General features: G+C 51.8%; 20 protein-coding genes and 1 tRNA gene. 14 read left to right on the forward strand and 7 right to left on the reverse strand.

Going from position 1 to position 22,345, the window contains the following annotated elements; translation table 11 throughout:
- Positions 1 to 31: 31 nt before the first annotated feature.
- A complete protein-coding gene (gene mog / locus H8K43_RS00060) occupies positions 32 to 649 on the reverse strand; it encodes a molybdopterin adenylyltransferase (protein ID WP_186901971.1) in 618 nt (205 codons plus the stop codon).
- Complete coding sequence (gene yjgA / locus H8K43_RS00065) at positions 642 to 1,244, reverse strand: ribosome biogenesis factor YjgA (protein ID WP_186901972.1); 603 nt, start codon at positions 1,242 to 1,244, stop codon at positions 642 to 644. Before yjgA ends, mog begins: the two co-directional genes overlap by 8 nt.
- Positions 1,245 to 1,448: 204 nt before the next feature.
- Between yjgA and pmbA the strand changes: the two genes are divergently transcribed.
- Positions 1,449 to 2,801 carry a metalloprotease PmbA gene (pmbA, locus tag H8K43_RS00070; protein ID WP_186901973.1) on the forward strand — a complete coding sequence of 451 codons (1,353 nt, stop codon included), beginning with the start codon at positions 1,449 to 1,451 and terminating at the stop codon, positions 2,799 to 2,801.
- A gap of 139 nt (positions 2,802 to 2,940) precedes the next feature.
- Here pmbA and H8K43_RS00075 read toward each other — a convergent pair whose 3' ends face one another.
- Together H8K43_RS00075 and argH are read right to left on the reverse strand one after the other, a co-directional pair.
- Entirely contained in the window at positions 2,941 to 4,086 is a 1,146-nt protein-coding gene (locus H8K43_RS00075; RefSeq protein ID WP_186901974.1) for an ABC transporter substrate-binding protein, read from the reverse strand.
- A gap of 139 nt (positions 4,087 to 4,225) precedes the next feature.
- Positions 4,226 to 5,620 (reverse strand): argininosuccinate lyase, encoded by a 1,395-nt coding sequence (gene argH, locus H8K43_RS00080; protein WP_186901975.1) that lies wholly within the window; start codon positions 5,618 to 5,620, stop codon positions 4,226 to 4,228.
- Between the two features lie 91 nt (positions 5,621 to 5,711).
- Here argH and H8K43_RS00085 point away from each other — a divergent pair, with 91 nt between their 5' ends.
- Together H8K43_RS00085 and H8K43_RS00090 are read left to right on the forward strand one after the other, a co-directional pair.
- Positions 5,712 to 6,749, forward strand: a complete 1,038-nt coding sequence (locus H8K43_RS00085) for a sensor histidine kinase (RefSeq protein ID WP_186901976.1) — start codon at positions 5,712 to 5,714, stop codon at positions 6,747 to 6,749.
- Between the two features lie 5 nt (positions 6,750 to 6,754).
- Positions 6,755 to 7,546, forward strand: coding sequence for a LytR/AlgR family response regulator transcription factor (locus tag H8K43_RS00090; RefSeq protein WP_186901977.1), 792 nt, complete (start codon positions 6,755 to 6,757; stop codon positions 7,544 to 7,546).
- A gap of 15 nt (positions 7,547 to 7,561) precedes the next feature.
- On the opposite strand, the gene H8K43_RS00095 is transcribed toward H8K43_RS00090, so the two are convergent.
- Together H8K43_RS00095 and H8K43_RS00100 are read right to left on the reverse strand one after the other, a co-directional pair.
- Positions 7,562 to 7,789 (reverse strand): hypothetical protein, encoded by a 228-nt coding sequence (locus H8K43_RS00095; RefSeq protein WP_186901978.1) that lies wholly within the window; start codon positions 7,787 to 7,789, stop codon positions 7,562 to 7,564.
- Positions 7,790 to 7,967: 178 nt separating this feature from the next.
- Positions 7,968 to 8,044 (reverse strand) — tRNA-Met (locus H8K43_RS00100).
- A gap of 252 nt (positions 8,045 to 8,296) precedes the next feature.
- On the opposite strand from H8K43_RS00100, the gene ppnN reads away from it, so the two are divergent.
- From ppnN to H8K43_RS00115, 3 genes are all read left to right on the forward strand, one after another.
- Positions 8,297 to 9,673, forward strand: a complete 1,377-nt coding sequence (gene ppnN / locus H8K43_RS00105; protein WP_186901979.1) for a nucleotide 5'-monophosphate nucleosidase PpnN — start codon at positions 8,297 to 8,299, stop codon at positions 9,671 to 9,673.
- A gap of 277 nt (positions 9,674 to 9,950) precedes the next feature.
- On the forward strand, positions 9,951 to 10,907 hold the full coding sequence (locus H8K43_RS00110) for a chemotaxis protein (RefSeq protein WP_186901980.1): 957 nt from the start codon (positions 9,951 to 9,953) through the stop codon (positions 10,905 to 10,907).
- Between the two features lie 92 nt (positions 10,908 to 10,999).
- Positions 11,000 to 11,671, forward strand: coding sequence for a hypothetical protein (locus H8K43_RS00115; RefSeq protein ID WP_186901981.1), 672 nt, complete (start codon positions 11,000 to 11,002; stop codon positions 11,669 to 11,671).
- 64 nt (positions 11,672 to 11,735) lie between these two features.
- Here H8K43_RS00115 and H8K43_RS00120 read toward each other — a convergent pair whose 3' ends face one another.
- The gene (locus H8K43_RS00120) at positions 11,736 to 12,173 is read right to left on the reverse strand and encodes a hypothetical protein (protein WP_186901982.1); all 438 of its coding nucleotides are present in this window, start codon (positions 12,171 to 12,173) and stop codon (positions 11,736 to 11,738) included.
- A 297-nt stretch (positions 12,174 to 12,470) separates the two neighbouring features.
- On the opposite strand from H8K43_RS00120, the gene H8K43_RS00125 reads away from it, so the two are divergent.
- The 8 genes from H8K43_RS00125 (at position 12,471) to H8K43_RS00160 (ending at position 22,281) form a co-directional block, all read left to right on the forward strand.
- Complete coding sequence (locus tag H8K43_RS00125) at positions 12,471 to 14,516, forward strand: CocE/NonD family hydrolase (protein ID WP_186901983.1); 2,046 nt, start codon at positions 12,471 to 12,473, stop codon at positions 14,514 to 14,516.
- Positions 14,517 to 14,562: 46 nt separating this feature from the next.
- Positions 14,563 to 16,632, forward strand: a complete 2,070-nt coding sequence (locus H8K43_RS00130) for a M13 family metallopeptidase (protein ID WP_186901984.1) — start codon at positions 14,563 to 14,565, stop codon at positions 16,630 to 16,632.
- Positions 16,633 to 16,797: 165 nt separating this feature from the next.
- Positions 16,798 to 17,934 (forward strand): quinolinate synthase NadA, encoded by a 1,137-nt coding sequence (gene nadA, locus H8K43_RS00135; RefSeq protein ID WP_186901985.1) that lies wholly within the window; start codon positions 16,798 to 16,800, stop codon positions 17,932 to 17,934.
- 77 nt (positions 17,935 to 18,011) lie between these two features.
- Entirely contained in the window at positions 18,012 to 18,881 is an 870-nt protein-coding gene (gene nadC / locus H8K43_RS00140) for a carboxylating nicotinate-nucleotide diphosphorylase (RefSeq protein WP_186901986.1), read from the forward strand.
- Positions 18,882 to 19,093: 212 nt separating this feature from the next.
- Positions 19,094 to 19,408: a hypothetical protein gene (locus tag H8K43_RS00145; protein WP_186901987.1), complete on the forward strand. Its 315-nt coding sequence runs from the start codon at positions 19,094 to 19,096 to the stop codon at positions 19,406 to 19,408.
- A 4-nt stretch (positions 19,409 to 19,412) separates the two neighbouring features.
- Positions 19,413 to 20,294, forward strand: coding sequence for a sensor histidine kinase (locus tag H8K43_RS00150; protein WP_230403595.1), 882 nt, complete (start codon positions 19,413 to 19,415; stop codon positions 20,292 to 20,294).
- Positions 20,295 to 20,324: 30 nt separating this feature from the next.
- On the forward strand, positions 20,325 to 21,149 hold the full coding sequence (locus H8K43_RS00155; protein ID WP_186901989.1) for a LytR/AlgR family response regulator transcription factor: 825 nt from the start codon (positions 20,325 to 20,327) through the stop codon (positions 21,147 to 21,149).
- A gap of 37 nt (positions 21,150 to 21,186) precedes the next feature.
- A complete protein-coding gene (locus tag H8K43_RS00160) occupies positions 21,187 to 22,281 on the forward strand; it encodes a RelA/SpoT domain-containing protein (protein WP_186901990.1) in 1,095 nt (364 codons plus the stop codon).
- Positions 22,282 to 22,345: the final 64 nt, after the last annotated feature.

A 22,345-nucleotide genomic window follows, 5' to 3' on the forward strand; every position in this document is an offset into this window, starting at 1 on the left:
TGGGTATTGAAGCGGTGCTTACTATGCCGTTTCAGGCTGGGTCCGGCTGTTTGCGTATTGCTGATTTCGGGCGGAACGCCTGACATACAGCGGCATGGGTTTCCACATACGGGCCACCGATCAGATCGATGCAATACGGTACAGCCGCAAAGATGCCGGGCAACAGCAGCTTGCCATCCGCATCCCTTAAGCCTTCCAGCGTTTCTTTAATCGATTTGGGCTGACCCGGTAAATTCATGATCAGTGCGGCATGGCTGTCGGTTTCACGTATCACCGCAACCTGACGTGACAGGATGGCCGTCGGCACAAAACGCAGACTGATCTGACGCATTTGCTCGCCAAAGCCAGGCATTTCTTTGGTGCCCACCGCCAGTGTCGCTTCCGGTGTCACATCGCGCCGTGACGGGCCGGTGCCGCCGGTCGTGACCACCAGATCGCAATGCGCCTGGTCGACCAGTTCTGTCAGTGCTGCTTCGATCGCACTGCGCTCGTCAGGAATCAGGCGGGTTTCCAGATGCCAGGGCGTGGCCAGTGCCTGACTGAACCAGTCCTGCAAAGCGGGCAAGCCCTGATCCTGATAAACACCGGCCGAAGCACGGTCTGATACTGAGACCAGACCGATACGTAGAGCGCGTTCGGTATCACTCATCGAAGGCTTCGTCCTCGGCATCTTCTTCATCTGTCTCGTCCTGCGCGCCAGCTGGTTTTTTGCTGATCTGCTTCAGGATCTGGAAGATTTCGCGATAGGCTTTCGGCGCCTTGTTTTCCGCCTGCTCTTTACGCGCATTGCGGATCAGGGTACGTAACTGCTGTACATCCAGTTCCGGATGTTCAGCCAGCAATTCTGTGAGCGCATTGTCATCGGCCAGCAATTTGTCACGGCGGCGTTCCAACGCATGCATTGCTGCAGTCTCGGATTTAGACGCGCCTTTCCAGCTATCGATGGTTTTCTGTATCAGTGCGACTTCTTCTTCATCAAGCGTGCGCATTTTTTTGCCGACATATTGCATCTGGCGGCGGCGACCTTCGTGGTTCTTGATTTGCTGGCATTCCAGAATCGCGTCGCGCACGTCTTCTGGCATAGGAACGCGCTTGACACGGTCACGCGGCTGTTCAACCAGTTCTTCTCCCAGTTTTTGCAAGGCGGTCATCTCGCGCTTGAGCTGGGATTTTGATGGACGTTCGTACTCTTGTTCGAACTCGTTGGATTGGTAGCCACATGAGCCACGGTTTGGATTTGGCATAATTCTGCGCCTTTACTGTATAAACTTTATGAAACGGCTGCTATGATACCCGTTTTAGTGGGCGCCGCGACAAAAATGCCCATTCTGACAGCCGGGATGCAGTCGAAAAGCTGCCGCGCGCTGTCTGCAGTGCGCAGTTTCCGGTGTCGCATCGGCCTGAGAACTGGCAGCCCTATCCTCGTATTTATAGTAAAGAAAACGTCTATGAGCAAACCCGTGTTCTCCCATTCCCAGGATCAGTTGCGGCAGATCGCGAATGATATGTTACGTTTTGCGAAAGAAAAAGGCGCGTCGGATGCGGCGGTCGAGATCAGTGAAGGTGGTGGTCTGTCGATCAGCGTGCGCAAAGGGAAGGTAGAGACTATAGAGCTGAACCGCGATAAAGGCATAGGCATTACGGTCTATCTGGGTCAGCGTCGTGGTAATGCCAGCACTTCGGATTTTTCTGAGCGTGCGCTGCGTGACACCGTGGAGGCTGCGTACAATATTGCGCGCTTCACCGCCGAGGATGACTGCGCCGGGTTGCCGGATGCCGATATGCTGGAGCTGGCACCGCGTGATCTCAAGCTGTGCTACCCATGGCAGATCAGCGCGGAAGAAGCGATAGAAATCGCCCAGCGTACAGAAGCGGCTGCCTTTGCGGTCGATAAGCGCATCACGAACAGCGAAGGCGCCAGCGTACATGTACAGCAGTCGCATTTTGTGGCTGCAAATTCGCGCGGTTTCATCGGTGGCTATCCGATCTCACGCCATACCATTTCGGTAGCACCGATTGCCGGTAAGGGCGCAGCGATGCAGCGCGATGACTGGTACTCTTCACAACGTAATCCTGCCAAATTGGCTAAGCCCGAAGAAATCGGTCGCTTTGCCGCTGAGCGTGCACTGGCGCGCCTGCATGGACGCAAGCTGACAACCCGTCAATGCCCGGTCTTGTTTGAGGCGCCTTTAGCTGCAGGCATATTGGGTGCCTTTGTGCAGGCTACCTCGGGTGGAGCTTTATACCGTAAATCCAGCTTCTTGCTCGATAGCCTGGGTACACAGATTTTCCCATCGCATATACAAGTGCTGGAAGATCCGCATGTGCCGGGTGCGGTGGGCTCTTCTCCGTTTGATGACGAGGGTGTGCGCACCAATAAACGTGAAGTGGTTACGCAAGGCGTATTGCAAGGCTATTTCCTGTCCTCGTATTCGGCGCGTAAGCTGGGCATGCAAACTACGGGTAATGCGGGAGGTTCGCATAACTTGAGTCTGCTGTCGTCGCAAACCAAACGGGGTGATCATTTCGCCGGTATGCTTAAAAAAATGGGTACCGGTTTGTTGGTGACTGAGCTGATGGGGCAGGGCGTGAATTATGTGACGGGCGATTATTCGCGTGGCGCATCTGGCTACTGGGTGGAGAACGGCGAAATCCAATATCCGGTTGAAGAAATCACGATTGCTGGCAATATGCGCGATATGTTCCGTCAAATCGTCGCGATTGGTAATGACACACTGATCCGTGGTACCAAACAGACCGGCTCCATCCTGATTGAAAATATGATGGTGGCGGGGAATTAAGAAATTTAAGAATTAAATGCAGGGATGCAGCCAGACTGATCATGCAAGGAATATACACAACGGCAGGGATGAAAGTCCTTGCCGTTGTTGTTTGTGGTCCAGTCTGTATTGCCGGGTTTGTACAAACTTTGCGCAGATTTTATTTAAGTAAAACGAATTTGCCGCCTTTGGCAATGTTAACGATGGCCTCTTGCTGCGCATCGTAACCCGATTCCTTGCCATCTCTGGCAGGCGCTTTGCGGAACGCAAATTTACCCGTCGCACCTTCATGCCTTACCTGAGGCAGTGCATCGCGCAATGCGACACGGTCTTTAGCCAGGTCACCGCTTAAGCGTATCGTTTTGAGCGCTTCCGCCACAATGTACATCGCATCATAAGCCTGAGCGGCGAACTGATCGGGTTCAGTCTTGAATCTGGCGCGGTAATCGGTCAGGAATTGCTTATTGGCCGGGGTGACGTTTTCAACTGACCAGGGGCTGCCCATCAGCGTGTTATCGGCGGCATCTTTGGCTATATCAAACAGCTTAGATGAGTTAAAACCGTTACCGCCTATGAAGGGCTGCTTCATGCTCAGTGAGCGGGTCTGCAGGATGATGTTGGCGGCTTCTTCGGTCAGGCAAGAACATACGATGGCATCGGGTGCCGAATCTTTAATTCTGTTGAGTTGCGCTTTGAAGGACGTTTCGCCTTTGCTATAGGTCTCTGTGTTGGTGACCAGGACGTGTTGATCCGCCAGGGTGTTTTTGAACACATCATAGCCACTCTTGGTGAACGCATCGTCATTGCCATAAATGATGGCGACCTTCCTGATCTGGAACTGTCTGATCGCGGCGCGTACTGTAGTCGGTAACACGTCTGCTTCGGTGACGGAGTTACGGAAAGTGTAGGGTCCCATGGCTGTGATGCCATCAGCGGTATTGCTGGTTGCGAACACCACAGTTTTGGCCAGATTGGCGACGGGGTCAGCAGCGAATGCGGAGTTAGACAGGGTAGGGCCAAACAGCATCAATACCTTATCCTGATAAATCAGCTTTTTAAAGACATTGACTGCCTCTTCTTTTTTACCCTGTTCATCGGCAATCACCAATACCAGCTTATTGCCATTGATGCCGCCTTGCGCATTGATGCTGTCGGCAGCGAGCATCAGCCCATTCCGTATCGGGCCACCGTACTTGATGGTAGGGCCGCTCAATGCAGCGGCGAGGCCGATGCGGACATCGGCCGCCTGTACCATGAATGGGCACAGGCTCAAGAGTGCGGCATAAAGCTTAAACTGCTGCGACATTGTATCTCCGGACGCTTTTAATCGTTATCTGCTGATTGTATGGTGAAGTACAGATGTCGGCAATCAGGAATGCGGTTCCTTGTGTCGGAGAGTGCCTTAGATGACACGAACTGGTCCGCGCGAACGCGGACCAGGCATCTTAAGCCAGTTGCTGACGCGCACGCGCGATCGCCAGCCGCACTTGTGCGGGTGCCGTGCCGCCGACATGATTGCGCGCTGCTACTGAGCCTTCCAGTGTCAGTACTGAAAAAATATCAGCTTCTATCAAGCCTGAGTAAGTTTGCAGTTCGTCCAGTGACATATCACTGAGGTCACAGCCTTTTTCTACGCAGGTTTTGACTGCATGGGCAACAGCCTCGTGCGCATCGCGGAATGGCAAACCTTTTTTCACCAGATAATCCGCGAGGTCAGTTGCGGTCGCATAGCCTTGTAAAGCAGCGGCACGCATGGCTTCTGGCTTCACGCTGATGCCGGTGGCCATGTCAGCAAAAATCCTGAGGGTATCGACCACGGTATCAACCGTGTCAAACAAAGGTTCTTTGTCTTCCTGATTATCTTTGTTGTAGGCCAGAGGCTGGCCTTTCATCAGCGTCAGCAAGGCGATCAGGTGACCATTGACGCGACCTGTTTTGCCACGCGCCAGTTCAGGTACGTCAGGATTTTTCTTTTGCGGCATGATCGATGAGCCGGTGCAGAAGCGGTCGGCGATATCAATGAAGCCTACCCGTGGGCTCATCCAGATCACCAGTTCTTCCGACATGCGTGAAATATGCGTCATCACCAGTGCTGCGGCTGCGCAGAATTCAATCGCAAAATCGCGGTCAGAGACGGCATCGAGCGAGTTGTAGCAAACTTCATCAAAGCCCAGGGTTTTTGCCACGCGTTCACGGTCGATAGGGAAGGTGGTGCCGGCCAGCGCGGCGGCGCCCAGTGGTAAGCGGTTGACCCGTTTGCGGCAATCCAGCATGCGCTCGGTATCACGCCCAAACATTTCTACATAGGCCAGTATGTGGTGGCCGAAGGTGATCGGTTGTGCCACTTGCATATGGGTGAAACCAGGCAGGATCGTATCTGCATTTTTTTCAGCCAGATCAATCAGTGCCGAGCGCAAAGCGCGCAACAGATCGACGATATTGTCGATGGCAGAGCGCATATACAGACGGATATCGGTCGCGACCTGATCGTTTCTGGAGCGGCCGGTATGCAGGCGTTTGCCAGCGTCACCCACCAGTTCGGTCAGTCGCTTTTCTATATTCAGATGCACATCTTCCAGATCCAGCAGCCATTCAAATTTGCCAGACTCAATCTCACCCAGTATCTGCTGCATGCCGCGCTGAATATCGGCATAATCCTGCGCGCTGATGATGTGTTGCGCGCACAGCATTTCAGCATGTGCCAGCGAACCCTGGATATCAACCAGCGCCATGCGGTTGTCAAAGAAGACCGAAGCGGTGTAACGTTTGACCAGATCAGAAACAGGTTCAGAGAAGCGCGCCGACCAGGCTTCGCTTTTTTTATTGAATTGTGATGTCATAATGAATGGTTTGCCGTAATAGGCAGCGGTTTGCAGTAAGTTTTCAGCAGATTATAAAGCAAGCGCCTCATTTTCCCGAATAAAAGCATCGATGAGTAAGAAAACACCCGCCTCCAGCTTTGAGCCCTACATCCCGGATTGCTGCAATCTCGGTGTGGTTTTCCGCGTGCTGCTCACGGTGAGTGTGGTGGTGCTGGCCGGATTGTGGTCGCGCGGCGACAGTGTCTGGCTGGTGCTGGGTAATTTCATGGAGGCGTCAATACTGATAGAGCTGATCTGCCTGTGCTCGCTGTTTTTGCTGTGTCTGTGCCGGCGAGCACTGTATCAGGTCTATTTGCCACCGCTGCTGCAGCGTAGCCTGTGTGCGCTGTTGCCGGCACTGGTGAGCTGGCTGGCGATAGGTTCACTGCGCAGTATGGATTGGTTTGTTTTGATTTTCCCCAGGCTGGATCTGGCTTTCGTGGTATTGGCAGCGGCTTGTGCCGGACTGCTGTTTCAACAGTATTTTGAAATGCGTACGCGTGCCTTTTCGCCCGCACTCGGCGAGGCCAGGCTGCAGGCTTTACAGGCCCGTATCCGGCCTCATTTTCTGTTTAACAGCCTCAATACTGCACTGTCACTGATCAGAACAGATCCGCGCCGTGCCGAAGTGGTGCTGGAAGATTTGTCGGATTTATTCCGCATCCTGATGCGCGACACGCGCACCATGATCAGTTTGCGTGATGAATTGCGGCTGTGTGAGCAATATCTGGCAATAGAGACGTTGCGTCTGGGTGAACGCCTGCATGTGATCTGGGATAGGCCAGATTTGTCAGACGATGAAGCGCGCGAGGTGGAGATACCCTCTTTGCTGCTGCAGCCCTTGATAGAAAATGCGGTGCATTACGGCGTGGAGCCGTCGGCAGAAAAGTCTGACATTTCAATTCAATTGAAAAAAAGTTTAAATAAGATTGAAATCCGTATCAGAAACCCGCAGCATGCGCGATCCGGTACGCCATCTGGCAATCAGATGGCACTGGAAAACATCCGGCAGCGCCTGGCTTTGCTCTATGACGTGGAGGCAGGCATGAGCAGTATGGCTGCGGATGGCTACTTTGAAGTGAAACTGTATTTTCCGGCACGCCGCTGACGACCATGACGCCTATCCGTTTATACATAGTTGATGATGAATTACCTGCGCGCCAGCGGCTACAGGCTTTGCTCGGCGATATCGCTGTGGAATTGCCGCATCAATTGCTGGGTGAGTGTGGTCAGGTGATGGAGGCGCTGGCGCAAATCCAGGCGCTGAAGCCGGATGTGATTTTGCTGGACGTGCAAATGCCGGGATTGAATGGCATTGAGTTTGCGGAAAAACTGCATACCTTGATGGCACCTGAGGAAGTGCCGGACATTATTTTTGTCACGGCTTACGAGGAATATGCGCTACGTGCATTCGATGTGCATGCCAGTGATTATCTGCTCAAGCCGGTGCGTGCGACAAGGCTGGCAGAAGCCTTGAAGCGCGTTGCCAGTCGTGCGCAGACGCGGCAGCGGCAAATGACGCAGCAGTCAGAGTTAACAGACTCACGTCAGCATTTCTCGGTGGCCGAGCGTGGTCGCATTACTTTGGTGCCTGTAACGGATGTGTTGTATCTGAAGGCCGAGCAAAAATATGTGAGTCTGCACACAGCTCAAAAAGAATATCTGATCGAAGAATCCCTGACTGCATTGGAAGAAGAGTTCAGTGGTCTGTTTGTCAGAGTGCATCGCAATGCGCTGGTCGCGCGCGCAGCCATCGCCGGTGTGGAAAAAACCTTGTTAATTGCCGAATCTGGCAGTGAGCAGGAAAAGGTCAGTGAAGTCTGGCAATTGCGCATTATTGGCAGCGAAGAGAAATTACTGATTTCGCGCCGACAATGGGCGGTGATTAAGGCCTTGCTGAAGTAGTTGCTATCATCAGCCTCAGCGCCAGACCGGTAAGCCAGTCAGATCCAGATTCTCATCGTTGACCCAGGCTGGCAAACCACTGATATCGGTGGGTCCCAGATCGGCCAGTAAATCCAGTTGCACCTGTTTCATGACTTTGCCGCGCTTTGAATTTGCCTGCGATTTTTTGTGATCGCTGTTTTCATGCATGGGTTCGTTCAAACCCGGCAATTCCATCGTGGCGTTGTCTTTGTAATCTTTCATCGGACTAATTTGAACTGAGTGCAGAACACATAGGCATCAGCTGCCAGAATGCAGCACGTTGACATGATGCTCAACAGGCGGGTTCAGTTTGAAACTGAAGCGCACTTGATTCAACATCCTTCGTGCAAATAACAAAGCCACCTTAACGCTGCATAGCAGCCGGTGGCTTATGAAATTCTGGTTGCGGGGGCAGGATTTGAACCTACGACCTTCGGGTTATGAGCCCGACGAGCTGCCAGACTGCTCCACCCCGCGTCTGAAGAGGCCGAATAATACATGGCTGGGCTGGTATATACAAGGGGGTTGCCGGATTTATTTTTTATTTCATTCTTTTTGAATGCAATGTGAAGCGCTGTGCCCGACAGCATAGGAATTTTATCGCCGTCAAGGATTGCTTGTGCAGTGAAACCCTGCATAATGGGCAACATGGTTTTAGGAAACAGTTGGTCAGCGCAATGCTGTCTGGCTGTTGCATCACCGCAGGCTGATAAAAAAAGGAGAGCCATCATGAGCCAAGCTACTTACGATACCCAAATCTCGCCTGAAGGCAGAATGGAAGTCTTATCTAAAGCCGAAGTTGGACGCCTGCTCGACAGCAGTCATGGCGGGCTGTATCAGTTATTCCGCAATTGCGCCTTAGCGGTACTGAATTGCGGCAGCGGTCTGGACGACGGCAAGGAATTGCTGGAGCGTTATAAAAATTTTGAAATCAATATCATACAACGTGAACGCGGCATCAAGCTCGACGTGAAGGGTGCTCCCGCCAGCGCCTTCGTTGATGGTGTGATGATCAAGGGCATACAGGAACATCTGTTCGCCGTATTGCGCGACATTTTATTTATTAATGCCGAAATCGCGCAGGGCGCTAAATTTGATCTGAGTCACAGCGAGGGAATCACCGACGCGGTATTCCACATTTTGCGTAACGCAAATCTGCTGCGACCTCAGGTCAGCCCGAATCTGGTGGTGTGCTGGGGCGGTCATTCGATTTCAGGTACTGAGTACGATTACACCAAACAGGTTGGCTATCAGCTGGGTTTGCGTGGTCTTGATATTTGTACCGGTTGTGGTCCGGGGGCGATGAAGGGACCGATGAAAGGCGCAACCATAGGTCATGCCAAACAAAGAACCGGGCATGGCCGCTATATCGGTCTGACCGAACCCGGCATCATCGCAGCGGAAGCCCCTAATCCTATCGTCAATGATCTGGTCATCATGCCGGATATAGAAAAACGGCTGGAAGCCTTTGTGCGCGTCGGTCACGCAGTGATCGTATTCCCTGGTGGTGCCGGTACTGCAGAAGAAATTCTGTATCTGCTCGGCATACTGCTGCATCCGGAAAATGCCGGTTTGCCTTTCCCGCTGATTTTTACTGGCCCTGAGGGTGCAGTCGATTATTTCAGACAGATAGATCAGTTTATTGGCGATACCATCGGTGCGGAAGCGCAGAAACGCTACAAGATTATCGTTAACGATCCGGTGCAGGTCGCACGTGAAGTGGAGGCTGGAATCCGCGAGGTACGTGCTTTCCGTAAAGCCCATGGCGATGCCTATTATTACAACTGGATGCTCAAAATCGACAGTGAATTCCAGCATCCGTTTGAACCTACCCATGCCAATATGCATAATCTGGCGCTGCATAAAAACCAGCCCGCACATATGCTGGCAGCCAATCTGAGACGTGCTTTTTCGGGCGTCGTGGCAGGTAATGTGAAGGACCAGGGCATACGTGCGATAGAAAAACACGGCCATTTTGAATTGCGGGGTGATCCGGCTATTATGGATTCCATGGATACCTTGCTCACCGCGTTCATCGCGCAACACAGGATGAAACTGCCGGGCAAGGCTTATGTGCCTTGCTACCGCATCTTAAAGTCAGGCTAAATGGGATGTATATGCGGCTGGCAGCTGGTGTTGCTGCCAGCCGTAACCCATAGATGCAGGCTCGCATATAGTCGTTTTTGTACAATTCATGCATTTAAGTAACATTAGTTGACGGAAACAATGCAGTCTGGCTTGTTGCGTATGCTATAAATCACCTAAGATGTGAAAGCGACACATTGCGGTAAATATTTCTGTGGGGATATCAATTTCTTTGGGTTCGGCCTGTGAAATTGGTAAGATAGCTAAGTATGATCTTTTCACTATTGAGGAAACTAATATGAGTACCGTACAGCAAGAAGTTGATGAACGTACCAACCTCACAGGCTCCAATAAATTTGAGTTGTTATTGTTCCGTTTGGGCGGTGATGCCAGCGGCGACCGGTCCGAGCTGTTTGGTATCAATGTATTTAAAGTGCGGGAAATCGTTGCTATGCCGACTATCACGGCGGTGGCTGGTTCCTTGCCTCACATGCTGGGTGTGGTGAATCTGCGCGGGCAGATCATTCCTGTGATCGATCTGCCATCGGTGGTTGGCTGTACGCCTAAGACTGGCCTCAATATCATGCTGGTTACCGAATATGCGCGTACCACTCAGGGTTTTGCGGTCGAATCGGTGGAAGAAATCGTACGCCTGGACTGGAGCCAGGTCTTGTCCGCAGAAAGCAGTGCAGTCGGTGGCATGGTGACCAGTATTGCGCGCCTCGACGGTGATACAGAAAACACCCGGCTGGCACAAGTGCTGGACGTGGAGCAAATCCTGCGTCAGATCACGCCTTCCGATACGAAAGACGTCGATCCTGAAACCATAGGCGATAAACTGCATATGAAAGAGGGTGCAGTCATATTGGCAGCCGATGATTCCGGTGTGGCACGTAGTCTGATCGAGCAAGCACTGGGTGCGATCGGTGCGCCGTTTATTATGACTAAGACCGGTAAGGAAGCCTGGGATAAATTACAAGTCATTGCAGCAGCAGCCCAGAATGAAGGCAAACAATTGCGCGATAAAGTGGCGATGGTGCTGACTGATCTGGAAATGCCGGAAATGGATGGCTTCACGCTGACCCGAAAAATCAAACAGGATGAACGCTACAAACACCTGCCGGTGATCATCCACTCTTCTTTGTCTGGCACCACCAATGAAGAACATATCCGGACCGTAGGCGCTGACGCCTATGTCGCGAAATTTGTGGCAGAAGAACTTGCAGCGGCGATACGTAAGATACTCGCCAAGTAAATAGTTGTATTGTAAAGAAGGACGCTGGGTACAGTTTAGCCCAACGTCCTTTTTTTTGGCCGAAACGTTTTTATCTCAATTGAGCTTGGTGTATGAGCAGCAAATTCAGCTGTTTTGTTTGTGTTGTGTCAGGTAGCCAGCGCTTGCCTGGGGCGCTCCTGATCAGGGTGTGTTTATCCTTCGCCATTGCTTTGTGTTTGGGCTCAGTTGATATAGCCAGCGCTAAGCCATTCGATCTGGCCGATGCGGAGGCCAGGTTCAGCCATCTTGGTAAAATGAAACCCGGCGTTGAATATAATTTGGTTTCAGATCGCCCCTTGCTCGGTTCAGAGTCTGACTTTACGAACCGGAACGAATATGCCTTATACCAGCGTGTATGTTCGGCTGACTTTGTGGTTCGTGCCAGAAATCTTAATTCAATATCATTTTTTACTTCGGACCGGGGCCAGATACTGACCAGGTCAGAGTTTGTCATCAGTGAAGTGATGCGTGCCGACATGCCCATGTCAGCAGGCAGTCAGATAACGCTGGTGCAGTTCGGTGGCGAAGTGCGCGAACATGGCGTGCGTCTGGCAATGCGCAATGCCTCGGGCATCGATTTTCGCCCTAAGCAGGAATACCTGCTATTCCTGAATCGATCCGGCATTGCTTCTTCCGATAATTTTTACCCGGGCAAGCTCAGTATGAAGCTCTTGAATGGGCAGGTATTACGCCATAGCGGAGCGCTTCCTGCTGCCTATTCTGGAATTAGGTATAGCGATTAAAGGCTGAGCTGCAAAGACTGGAGCAATTGCATCCTTGCCCAGGTCAGACCGGGCAAAAAAAGATTTAGTTTTCTCTGCCGCCAGCAACTTTCTGCCAGCCGCCCGGACATTGTTTGATGGCGGGGTAGAAGCCGTCCGGCTCACGGCAATACAGCCATTCATTGGGGGCTGTGATAGGTGGCGCTGTGCGTATTTCATCCCTGTAGATGACAGTTGGCGCTGGTTCTATGCTGTAGCTGCTGGTGGAATACGTCGTAACCGGCTGGGTATATATTGTCCTGACCTCGACCGGAGCCGGGTACACAATATTGCGCGTGTACACAGGGCCATAATACACAGGTGCGACACCATAATAGGGCCGGTACCAGGGATGATGATGGTGGTGGCTGTAATGAACCGGCGTCAGATTGATGCGCAAGCCAGCGTGGACGCCAGCCTGTGCCTGTGTTGCTGCCCCTAAGCCGAGTAGCAGGGTGCCAGTGATCATCCAGGTTTTCATCATGCCTCCTATAGCCTTACTATTTTCCTGTGAATGGAAACTTATTGCGGGATTCGCAATCTGTGTACCTGTGCCAGAGATTCGAGTGTTTGGGCGGCCCAGGTTGCTGTATTTCTGCATCATAGCAGTAAATTGACACAGGGAATCAGCTTGCTGAAAGAGGCATCTGGTGTGCGCTATGGTGCTGTCTTCTGCTACTTTTTTGAGCGGGAAACAGAATTTTGTATAAATGGAAATGCCGGTTATCCGCGATCTCTGCGAAAATGAAAATAAATAAATAAGTTAACTTGGGAAACAATAATGAAAATAAACCTTAGCTTCAAATATAAGGTGCTCACGCTGGCACTGTTTGCAGTCACCCAGAGTTATGTCGGCCTGGCGCAAGCAGCAACATCTTCCGTTGTTGCCAACTCCGCTGCAGATGGCGCTGAAGCACCTGTCAATACAGTACGCGAACGCTACACCAAATACGAGTACCAGATTCCTATGCGCGACGGCATCAAGCTGTTTACTGTAGTGTATGTTCCAAAGGATAGTAGCCAGACTTACCCGTTTCTGATGCAGCGCACGCCTTACGGCTCCGGCGTGCATGCGGGTGGCGAGACGCACTATGGCGTTGATTTTTATCCCAACTCCCTCGGGCCGGGGCGTGATTTTGAGCAAAGTGGCTATATCTTCGTGAGCCAGGATGTACGTGGCCGTTACATGTCTGAGGGCGTCTGGCAGGAAATGACGCCACATGCCAAAGCCGCGCGCGCCGCTGGTGAGGGCATAGAGAGCCAGGATATGCACGATACGGTAGAGTGGCTGCTCAGGAATGTGCCAGGCAATAATGGCAAAGTCGGTATCTGGGGTATTTCTTATCCTGGCTTTTATACCTCGGCCAGCATTATCGATTCACATCCTGCGATTAAAGCGGCTTCGCCGCAGGCACCAGTGACCGATCTGTATATGGGGGATGATTCTTATCACGGCGGCGCTTTCATGCTGGCGGCTAATTTCGATTTCTATTCGAATTTCACTGTCGAAAAAAATCCGACGCCGCTGCCCAAGTCCTGGGGGCAGTTTGATTACGGTACCCACGATGGCTATCAGTATTTCCTCAAGCATCTGACGCTGGGAAATATCACTGCGCAACTCAGTGATAAGCAACGTGAGCTGCTGATGCCGACTATCGTGCACAGCACTTACGATGCTTTCTGGCAGGAGCGTAACATCGCGCCGCATCTCAAAAATATCCGTGCAGCAGTGCTGACGGTAGGTGGCTGGTACGATGCAGAAGATGTACAAGGGCCATTCACAACCTATCATGCGATACGCAAGCAGCAAGTCAAAAAAAATGGCGAACGTGCCCCGTTTAATGGTCTGGTAATCGGACCCTGGGTACACGGCGGCTGGGCTGGTGCGGATGGCAAATCACTGGGCCAGGTCAGCTTCGACAGCAAAACCGGCGAGTATTATCGCAAGCAGTTACTGTTCCCGTTTTTTGAACATCACCTGAAAGATGCCAAGATCAAATCCGTGGCGGAGGTGAATGCATTTGAAACCGGCACCAATATCTGGCGTCAGTATGCGAGCTGGCCGCCTGAGCAGGCGAAAGCAGCGACCTTGTATTTCGGTGCTGACGGCAAGCTCAGCTGGAAGCAGCCTGCTGCCGCAAATACTGCAAACGCCGCTAACACTGGTTTTGATGAATACATTGCTGATCCTAAAAAGCCGGTGCCGTTTATTTCTTACGTAGCGACCGGTGCGCCGCGTGAATACATGGTCAGCGACCAGCGCTTCGCCTCGGTACGGCCGGATGTGCTGGTGTATCAGACTGAGCCGCTGGAACAGGATGTGACCATCGCAGGTCCGATACAGCCACGCTTGTTTGTATCGACCACAGGCAGCGATGCGGACTGGGTGGTGAAACTGATCGACGTCTATCCTGATGACTATCCGGAACGCAGCGGTGGACGTGAACGTGGCAGTGATGTGCCGCCACCGTCAACGACGCTGGCCGGTTACCAGCAATTGGTACGCGGTGAGCCTTTCCGTGGCAAGTTCCGTGAGAGTTTTGAAAAGCCGCAGCCTTTTGTGCCAAATGAAGTCACGGAAGTGAAGTTCAGCATGCCCGACGTGTTGCATACTTTCCGGCGCGGTCATCGCATCATGGTGCAGGTGCAAAGTTCCTGGTTCCCGCTGACCGACCTCAATCCCCAGAAATTCATGGAAATACCACAGGCTAAACCTGAAGACTTCCAGAAAGCGACACAAAGGGTGTATCGTTTTGCCACCCAGGCTTCAGGTCTGGGCGTGCAGGTGATTACAAGCAATAAAAATCCTTTACCTCTGACACAATAAAAATAGCCAACTTATTTAGACTAATTCAGACTAATTCAGACCAAAAATGAAAACACCTTTACTCCGCTTAAAACGCAGTGCCCTGGCAGTGGCCTGTGGCTTGCTCAGCTTGTCCGCTGCAGCGCAGAGCCCCGCACAAAAGGCGACGCCTGCTGCGAGCAATGCCTTTGTGCTGGAAGCGCATACCATGGATTTGAAAGCCGATCCATGCACCAGTTTCTTTGAATATGCGAATGGCTTGTGGCTCAAAAATAATCCTATCCCGGCGGATCGTTCGCGTTACAGCGCGTACGATGAAGTGACTGAGCGTAATCTGCTCGCATTGAAAGAAATCGCAGAGCTGGCCGCTGCCAGCCAGTCACCGGATGCGCAACAGCGCCTGGTTGGTAATTTCTATGCAAGCGGCATGGATGAAGCCCGTATCGAGCGCGAAGGCGCCCAGCCTTTGCAGGCGCAGTTTAAGCTGATCGATGCCATCAGCGATAAAGCCGGTTTGATACGCGTCATCGCGCAATTGCACCAGCAAGGCGTGATGCCGTTGTTTGGTTTTTCCGTCGATCAGGATTTGAAAGACAGCAAGCGTTATATTCCGCAGCTGGGTCAGGGTGGTCTGGGTTTGCCAGACCGTGATTACTACCTGAAGAATGATGCGAAGACCAAGGAGATCCGCGCGCAATACCTGGCCTATATGAAGCAGATTTTTAGTTTGCTGGGTGAGGACGCGGCACAGTCTGCGCAGCATGCGGCACAAGTAATGGCACTGGAAACCCGGCTGGCGAAAGCCTCGCTGACCAAGGTGGAATTACGCGATCCGGCCGCCAGCTATCATCTGACCGATTTGGATGGTTTGCAAAAACAAGGTAAATCGGCTTACTGGAGCAGCTATTTCCAAACCATAGGACTGCAGCAGCCGGGGCAACTGAACCTCGCACATCCTAAATTCTTCAGCGAAGTCGATAAGATGCTGGATGCAGTTCCGCTCGCGCAATGGAAAACCTATCTGAAATGGGATGTCGCGAACAGTCGCGCCAATTTCCTGAGTCAGGCTTTTGTGAATGCGAATTTCGATTTCTATGGCAAAACCCTGGCCGGTACCAAGGAATTGCAACCACGCTGGAAGCGGGTGTTGGCCAATATCGATGCACAAGCAGGTGAAGCGCTGGGTCAGTTATATGTCGCGAAATTCTTTGGGCCAGAAGCCAAGGCGGGTGTGCAGGACATGGTGCGTAATATCCAGGCGGCGATGCGTGACAGCATAGGCAAGCTGGAGTGGATGTCCGAACAAACCAAACAGCAAGCCTACAAAAAACTCGACAGCATCGTCGTCAAGATCGGCTATCCGGATGTATGGCGCGATTATTCCAGCCTGCAAATCGATCGCGGCTCGTATGCGGATAATGTGGCACGCGCTTCGGCATTTGAATTTCAGCGTGTGCTGTCCCGTCTTGGCAAGCCGATAGACCGCAATGAATGGGGTATGACGCCACAGACCGTGAATGCCTATTACAACCCGACCATGAATGAAATGGTGTTCCCGGCGGGTATATTGCAACCGCCGCTATACCATGTGCAGGCGGACCCGGCAGCCAATTATGGCAATACCGGCGCAACCATAGGCCATGAGCTGACCCATGCATTTGATGACGAAGGGCGTCAGTTTGACGCGGCCGGTAATTTGAAAAGCTGGTGGACTGCACAGGATGAGAAAAAATTCCTGACCCGCGTTAAAGCGATAGAAACCCAGTTCAATGAATTCAATCCTATCGACAAATTGCATATTAATGGCAAGCTGACGGCAGGTGAAAACATTGCCGATCTGGGTGGCATGAAGATCGCCTTGCAGGCATTGCGTACTTCACTGCAGAAAAATCCTCAGCCAGCTTTGTTAGATGGCCTGACACCGGACCAGCGTTTCTTTATTGCTAATGCGCAAAGCTTCCGCAGCGCCATCCGTGATGAAATGTTACGTCTGAAAATCGCGACTGACCCACATTCTCCGGACAAGTACCGTGTGATTGCGCCACTTGCAAATATGCCGGAATTCTCGTCAGCCTTCAGCTGCCAGGGCGAACGTTCGCCCTTGCGTCAGGGGGCAAAGCGCGTAAACATCTGGTAACAGCGTATACTAGTGCTAAATTAGCGCTGAATTAACGCTGAGTTGTCTCTGCGATCAGACTGCAGCGGGGTGAAAATCATGATTTTTGCCCCGCTGTTTTATTGAAAGTTTGATACTTCATAGCGCAGCCCACAGCCAAACACCTTGTTATTTTGAGCCAGAACCATGATGGAAAACACCAAAGTCATCGAATTTGAACGCCCTCAGATGGAAGAGGGCAGCAGTTGTACCGCCAATGCCTGGGCACGTGTGCCGGAAGCACCAAGTGCTGAAGAAAAACAGGTACTGAAAGAAAAAATACGCCGCCTGCTCAAAGAAAAACAGGCCGTGCTGGTGGCGCATTACTACGTCGATGCAGAATTGCAGGACCTGGCTGAAGAAACTGGCGGCTGCGTATCCGATTCGCTGGAAATGGCACGTTTCGGACGCGACCATGCCGCCAAAACCCTGATTGTGGCCGGTGTGCGCTTCATGGGTGAAACCGCCAAAATCCTGAGCCCGGAAAAAACTATTTTGATGCCAGATCTGGATGCGACCTGTTCGCTTGATCTTGGGTGCGATGCCACCGAATTCGCCGCATTCTGCGATGCGCATCCTGACCGTACTGTAGTCGTCTATGCCAATACCAGCGCGGCAGTCAAAGCACGTGCCGACTGGATGGTAACTTCCAGCATAGGCCTCGATATCGTGGCACATCTGCATGCGCAGGGTAAGAAAATTTTATGGGCACCGGATAAACATCTGGGTGGCTATATTCAAAAGCAGACTGGTGCCGATATGCTGTTATGGCAGGGTTCCTGCCTGGTACATGATGAATTCAAAGGCATAGAGCTTGATGTGCTCAAGGCCGAATATCCGCATGCCAAGGTGCTGGTACATCCGGAATCCCCGGCTGCCGTGGTGGCACAGGCCGATGTGGTCGGCTCTACCTCGCAACTGATCCATGCCGCCCAGACGCTGGATGCACAGGAATTCATCGTCGCCACCGACAATGGCATCCTGCATAAGATGCAAATGGCCGCACCGGGTAAGCGTTTCATCGTTGCACCGACTGCGGGTAACAGCGCCACCTGTAAGAGCTGTGCGCATTGCCCGTGGATGGCAATGAATGGCTTGCGCAACTTGCTGGCTGTGCTGGAGCAGGGCAATAATGAAATTCAGGTTGAGCCTGCGACGGCGGAAAAAGCCAAGCTGTGCATTAACCGTATGCTGGATTTTGCGGCTGCGAAGAAAGCCAATGTACGTCCATCCGGCGACCTGGCTAAAGATGGTGCTCTGTTCCAGAACATAGGCCCGGCCTGATCCAGCGCCCGCCAGCAGACGGCAAACTAAGCACCCAATCAAACTGAAGACACTGAACAAGAACAGAATTCAATCATATGTCCAGCAATTTACAAAACAAACACTTCCCTTTTGATGCCGATTTACAGTCTGCGTTTGAGCGCAATGTGCGCGATGCGCTGGCTGAAGATGTGGGTGCTGCTGACCTGACCGGTTTGCTGGTGCCGACAGAACAAATGGTGCAGGCACAGGTTATCGTGCGTGAAGACGCGATACTGTGCGGAGCACCCTGGTTCGATGCGGTGATGCAGGCTTGCGATCAGCGCATACGCGTCGAATGGCAATATGCCGAGGGCGATGCAATGACTGCCAATTCCGTCGTTTGCAAAATCCAGGCACCTGCGCGTGCCTTGCTGACGGCTGAACGCTCGGCACTCAATTTCCTGCAAATGTTATCGGCGGTTGCGACAGCGACTGCGCATTATGTGGAACTGATTGCGGGTACCACGGCCTCCATTCTGGATACCCGCAAAACCCTGCCTGGTATGCGACTGGCGCAGAAATACGCAGTCCGTGTCGGTGGTGGTAAAAACCAGCGTCTGGCTTTGTATGATGGCATCCTGATTAAGGAAAACCATATCGCCGCCGCAGGCGGTATCGCACCTGCCATGCAGCATGCACTGGCGCTGAATGCGGGTGTCAGCATACAAATCGAAGTAGAAAACCTGGATGAGCTGCATGCCGCGCTGAATGCAGGTGCGACTTCTATTTTGCTCGATAACTTCAATACCGACATGATGCGCGAAGCTGTCAGCATCAATGCGGGCCGTGCCTTGCTCGAAGCTTCAGGCGGCGTCGATCAGCGCTCGGTACGTGCGATTGCTGAAACCGGTGTCGACCGTATTTCTATCGGCAGCCTGACCAAAGATATCAAAGCTACCGACTACTCACTGCGGGTACTGGCTTAATTGAGGCCGTCACTGCGCCTAACGTGCACTCCTGCTCAGCCTTGGTCTGTTTGTCTGAGCGGGCAGTGTGCAGATGGGCTCCCGTTTATCTGCTGTATCTACCACTTGAGCCAAAGCTGCTGCCACTGATCGCAGCGCGGATGTGATGCCTGTTTTGATTGTTTATGCTGTTCTCACTGACACCAGATTTCAATCACACTAAGGAGAACAGCATGAACACCACGAACGATACCAACAACACAAACAACACTAACAGTAACAAGGACAGCGCATCAAATCCGGTGCTGGACTTTTGCCTGAATCTGGGTGCTACCTTGCGTTACTTCTGGCAATCTTATGTGATCCGCGTTGCAGCGACCAGCTGGAAACGCTGTCTGGCTGCGTGTTTTCTGGCCTTGTTGTTGGGAGCAATGCTGGCTTTGCCTGGCCTGGTATTCATATTGGTACTCACGACGCTGCTGGTCAAATGCCTCGTTCCGCAAGCGGTAAAGGCGGTGGAAGTTATTGAACAGGATGGCAGGGAGTAAACACATGCAACCCAAAGATGACAATCCGGTATTGGATGCCGTACTGAATATGCTGGAAACGGTACGCATTCTGTGGTGGCGTTTTTTTGACTGGCTGGCCGTGGTGCCGTGGAAAAAACTGCTGTTGGTCTCGCTACTGGTGATGATCATAGGCGGCATGTTGGGATTAGGCGCTTTGCCACCGGTGCTGGTGTTGTCTTCGGTATTGATCAAGAGCCTGGCTGGTGGCAAGCGACGTGCCGAAATGGCCGCCACGGCAGCCGCCAGCCGCGCCGACCGTGAGGCGCTGGAACGGCGTGTAATAGAGGCTGAAATGGCTGCTTTGCAGGCGCAGATAGAGCCACACTTTCTGTTCAATACCCTGGCCCTGATCGGACAATTGATAGAAACCGATGCTGCGCGTGCTGCGCTGGTTCATGCCGACCTGATCCGCTATCTGCGTGCAGCACTGCCACAAATGCGCCAGCCCGGCATGGGCAGGCTGGGGCAGCAAATCGACTTGTCGCGCGCTTATCTGAACATTATGCAAGCCAGGATGCAGGAGCGCCTGAGTTATCAGATTGAGGTGCCTGAGGCTTTAGCGCAGGCGCAATTCCCTTCGATGATGATACAGACGCTGGTGGAAAATGCGATTAAACATGGCCTGGAGCCAAAGACTGATGGTGGCCACATACATATCCATGCCAGCAGCGATGCACACCATATCCTGCTGCGGGTCAGCGATAATGGTATCGGTCTGAATCCGCATGCCGAGGATGGGGTAGGGCTGAGTAATATCCGCGAACGGCTGCAGGCCTTATATGGTATCCGCGCCGCGCTGATCACTGAAATTCCTGAATCCGGCGGCGCCAGTTTTACGCTGCAGATTCCGCTGGAAGCCGCTTAGCAAAACACTGATGAATTTACTTCGGAGCGCATGATGCAAAGAACAGCAATGATCGTGGATGATGAAGCGCCTATGCGCGACCTGTTACGCAGCCGCTTGCGTACGGTCTGGCCGGACTTGCAGATAGTCGCTGAGGCAGCGAACGGAATTGCGGCGCTGGAACAGGCTGCGCTGAGTCAGCCTGACATCGTATTTCTGGATATACGCATGCCCGGTAAAAATGGCATAGAAGCAGCGGCGGAATTGGCTGGTAAGGCACAACTGGTGTTCGTGACAGCCTACAATGATTACGCGATTGCCGCTTTTGAGCGAGGAGCGATGGATTATCTGCTCAAGCCGGTTGAGACAGATCGTTTACAGCAAACCTGCGAGCGTTTGCAGCAGCGGCTGCAAGAGCGCGATGCCGCCAAAAGTGCAGCCAAGCCAGCAGATGCAGGTGCTGCGCCGCTTGTGACCGCTATCTCGGCCAAGGCGACGCAGGTCCAGGATTTACTGACCCAGCTGATGCAGCAGCAAGGCGCGAACAAAGAGTATCTGCGCTGGATACAGGCCAGTGTCGGCAATGCTTTGCGCATGATCAGCACCAAAGAAATTCTGTATTTTAAATCGGATGAAAAATACACCCTGGTGCAGACGGCACAGGCTGAATACCTGATCCGCAAATCGCTGAAAGAACTGGAAGATGAACTGGACCCGCAAGAATTCTGGCGCATCCATCGTTCGGCCATCGTGAGTGTGTCCGCGATTGCCGAAGTCAGCCGCGATTTTCGCGGCCGCTTGATGCTGAGCGTTAAAGGCCAGCCGGAAAAGCTGGAAGTCAGCCGCAACCACACGCATTTGTTTCAGCAGATGTAGTCTTCGACCTTAGACTTCAGATGGAGGTAGATAAAAAATGGTGAATCGCGTTTACGAAAGTCAAAAATGTAGTTTAAGGTTTTCAAAGAAAGACATCTCTAGAGCAGGGCATTCAATTAGGCATGGTTGCGTTGACGAAGAGCGCAGGCATGCTATTGAAAAAATTCAGAATTATCGCGAGATTCATTTGTACCCTTTGATGCTAATTAAGAATCATATTGATAGTGCAACAAAACGAGTATCAAAGAACGCAACTGTGGTGAGACGGTTGAAAATGCTTTCCACGATTATTCATAAATTAGAACGTCCAACTCTGGATGGGCAGAGGGAAAACGCGATTGATCTGACGCGAATGCAGGATATAGGTGGTTGTCGAGCAATAGTTGCAAACCTCCGGCAGTTGAATGAATTGCGCGAAAGGCTTGGTAAGAGTCGCTCAATACACAGAATAACAAAAACTTATGATTATTTAACTCCTAAAGAAAGCGGTTATGGTGGTGTGCATCTTGTGTACAGTTGTTTTTCTGGTGCAGAAATAGACAGTCAGTGGAAGAACACAAAAATAGAAGTGCAATTACGAACCGAACTTCAACATGCGTGGGCAACGTCATTAGAAATTATAGATACCCTTGAAAATTTTAATTTAAAGACTTCAGTTGATGGACACGTTGAATGGAGGCGATTTTTTAAAATTGCTGGGATTTTGGTGGCGCACAAAGAGGGGGCAGTTGTACTGGAGCAGAAACTACTCGATGAGAGTATTGATGAGTTAAGGCTTCTGGAAACTCAGCTAGAAGTTCGGAAAAGGCTTGCTAAATACAATGTAGCAATGCGGTTAACAACGGGTAACGCAAGTTTAACAATTAAAAAAGTTCGGCCTGATGACTTGTACTTAGTGAGATTGTTTAGGGTGGACGAATCTCGATTTAAAGGTACGGTGACACCATATCGGGCAAGAGATAAGAATGAGGCACTACAGAAACTCGCCGAAAGTGAATCTTCGAGTGACCTTGTGGCAGCGGTTATCGTTTCTGCCAAAAATGTTAAAAACTTAAAGAAAGCATATCCAAATTATTTGGGTTCAACAAAAGTGTTTAGGGATTTTTTAGTTTCATATCTTGATCCAAGATAACTTTGTTCAATGTTGGTAGCCCCATTCGGGAATGAAAGCAGCTTCGTATCTATAAATGGATTAA

The sequence above is a fragment of the Cognatundibacterium curvum genome, assembly GCF_014284235.1.
GTDB lineage: Bacteria > Pseudomonadota > Gammaproteobacteria > Burkholderiales > Burkholderiaceae_D > Undibacterium > Undibacterium curvum.

Coding starts and splice junctions, on each gene's coding strand:
- mog (WP_186901971.1), bottom strand. CDS start 649: ATGAGTGATACCGAACGCGCTCTACGTATCGGTCTGGTCTCAGTATCA.
- yjgA (WP_186901972.1), bottom strand. CDS start 1,244: ATGCCAAATCCAAACCGTGGCTCATGTGGCTACCAATCCAACGAGTTC.
- pmbA (WP_186901973.1), top strand. CDS start 1,449: ATGAGCAAACCCGTGTTCTCCCATTCCCAGGATCAGTTGCGGCAGATC.
- H8K43_RS00075 (WP_186901974.1), bottom strand. CDS start 4,086: ATGTCGCAGCAGTTTAAGCTTTATGCCGCACTCTTGAGCCTGTGCCCA.
- argH (WP_186901975.1), bottom strand. CDS start 5,620: ATGACATCACAATTCAATAAAAAAAGCGAAGCCTGGTCGGCGCGCTTC.
- H8K43_RS00085 (WP_186901976.1), top strand. CDS start 5,712: ATGAGTAAGAAAACACCCGCCTCCAGCTTTGAGCCCTACATCCCGGAT.
- H8K43_RS00090 (WP_186901977.1), top strand. CDS start 6,755: ATGACGCCTATCCGTTTATACATAGTTGATGATGAATTACCTGCGCGC.
- H8K43_RS00095 (WP_186901978.1), bottom strand. CDS start 7,789: ATGAAAGATTACAAAGACAACGCCACGATGGAATTGCCGGGTTTGAAC.
- ppnN (WP_186901979.1), top strand. CDS start 8,297: ATGAGCCAAGCTACTTACGATACCCAAATCTCGCCTGAAGGCAGAATG.
- H8K43_RS00110 (WP_186901980.1), top strand. CDS start 9,951: ATGAGTACCGTACAGCAAGAAGTTGATGAACGTACCAACCTCACAGGC.
- H8K43_RS00115 (WP_186901981.1), top strand. CDS start 11,000: ATGAGCAGCAAATTCAGCTGTTTTGTTTGTGTTGTGTCAGGTAGCCAG.
- H8K43_RS00120 (WP_186901982.1), bottom strand. CDS start 12,173: ATGATGAAAACCTGGATGATCACTGGCACCCTGCTACTCGGCTTAGGG.
- H8K43_RS00125 (WP_186901983.1), top strand. CDS start 12,471: ATGAAAATAAACCTTAGCTTCAAATATAAGGTGCTCACGCTGGCACTG.
- H8K43_RS00130 (WP_186901984.1), top strand. CDS start 14,563: ATGAAAACACCTTTACTCCGCTTAAAACGCAGTGCCCTGGCAGTGGCC.
- nadA (WP_186901985.1), top strand. CDS start 16,798: ATGATGGAAAACACCAAAGTCATCGAATTTGAACGCCCTCAGATGGAA.
- nadC (WP_186901986.1), top strand. CDS start 18,012: ATGTCCAGCAATTTACAAAACAAACACTTCCCTTTTGATGCCGATTTA.
- H8K43_RS00145 (WP_186901987.1), top strand. CDS start 19,094: ATGAACACCACGAACGATACCAACAACACAAACAACACTAACAGTAAC.
- H8K43_RS00150 (WP_230403595.1), top strand. CDS start 19,413: ATGCAACCCAAAGATGACAATCCGGTATTGGATGCCGTACTGAATATG.
- H8K43_RS00155 (WP_186901989.1), top strand. CDS start 20,325: ATGATGCAAAGAACAGCAATGATCGTGGATGATGAAGCGCCTATGCGC.
- H8K43_RS00160 (WP_186901990.1), top strand. CDS start 21,187: ATGGTGAATCGCGTTTACGAAAGTCAAAAATGTAGTTTAAGGTTTTCA.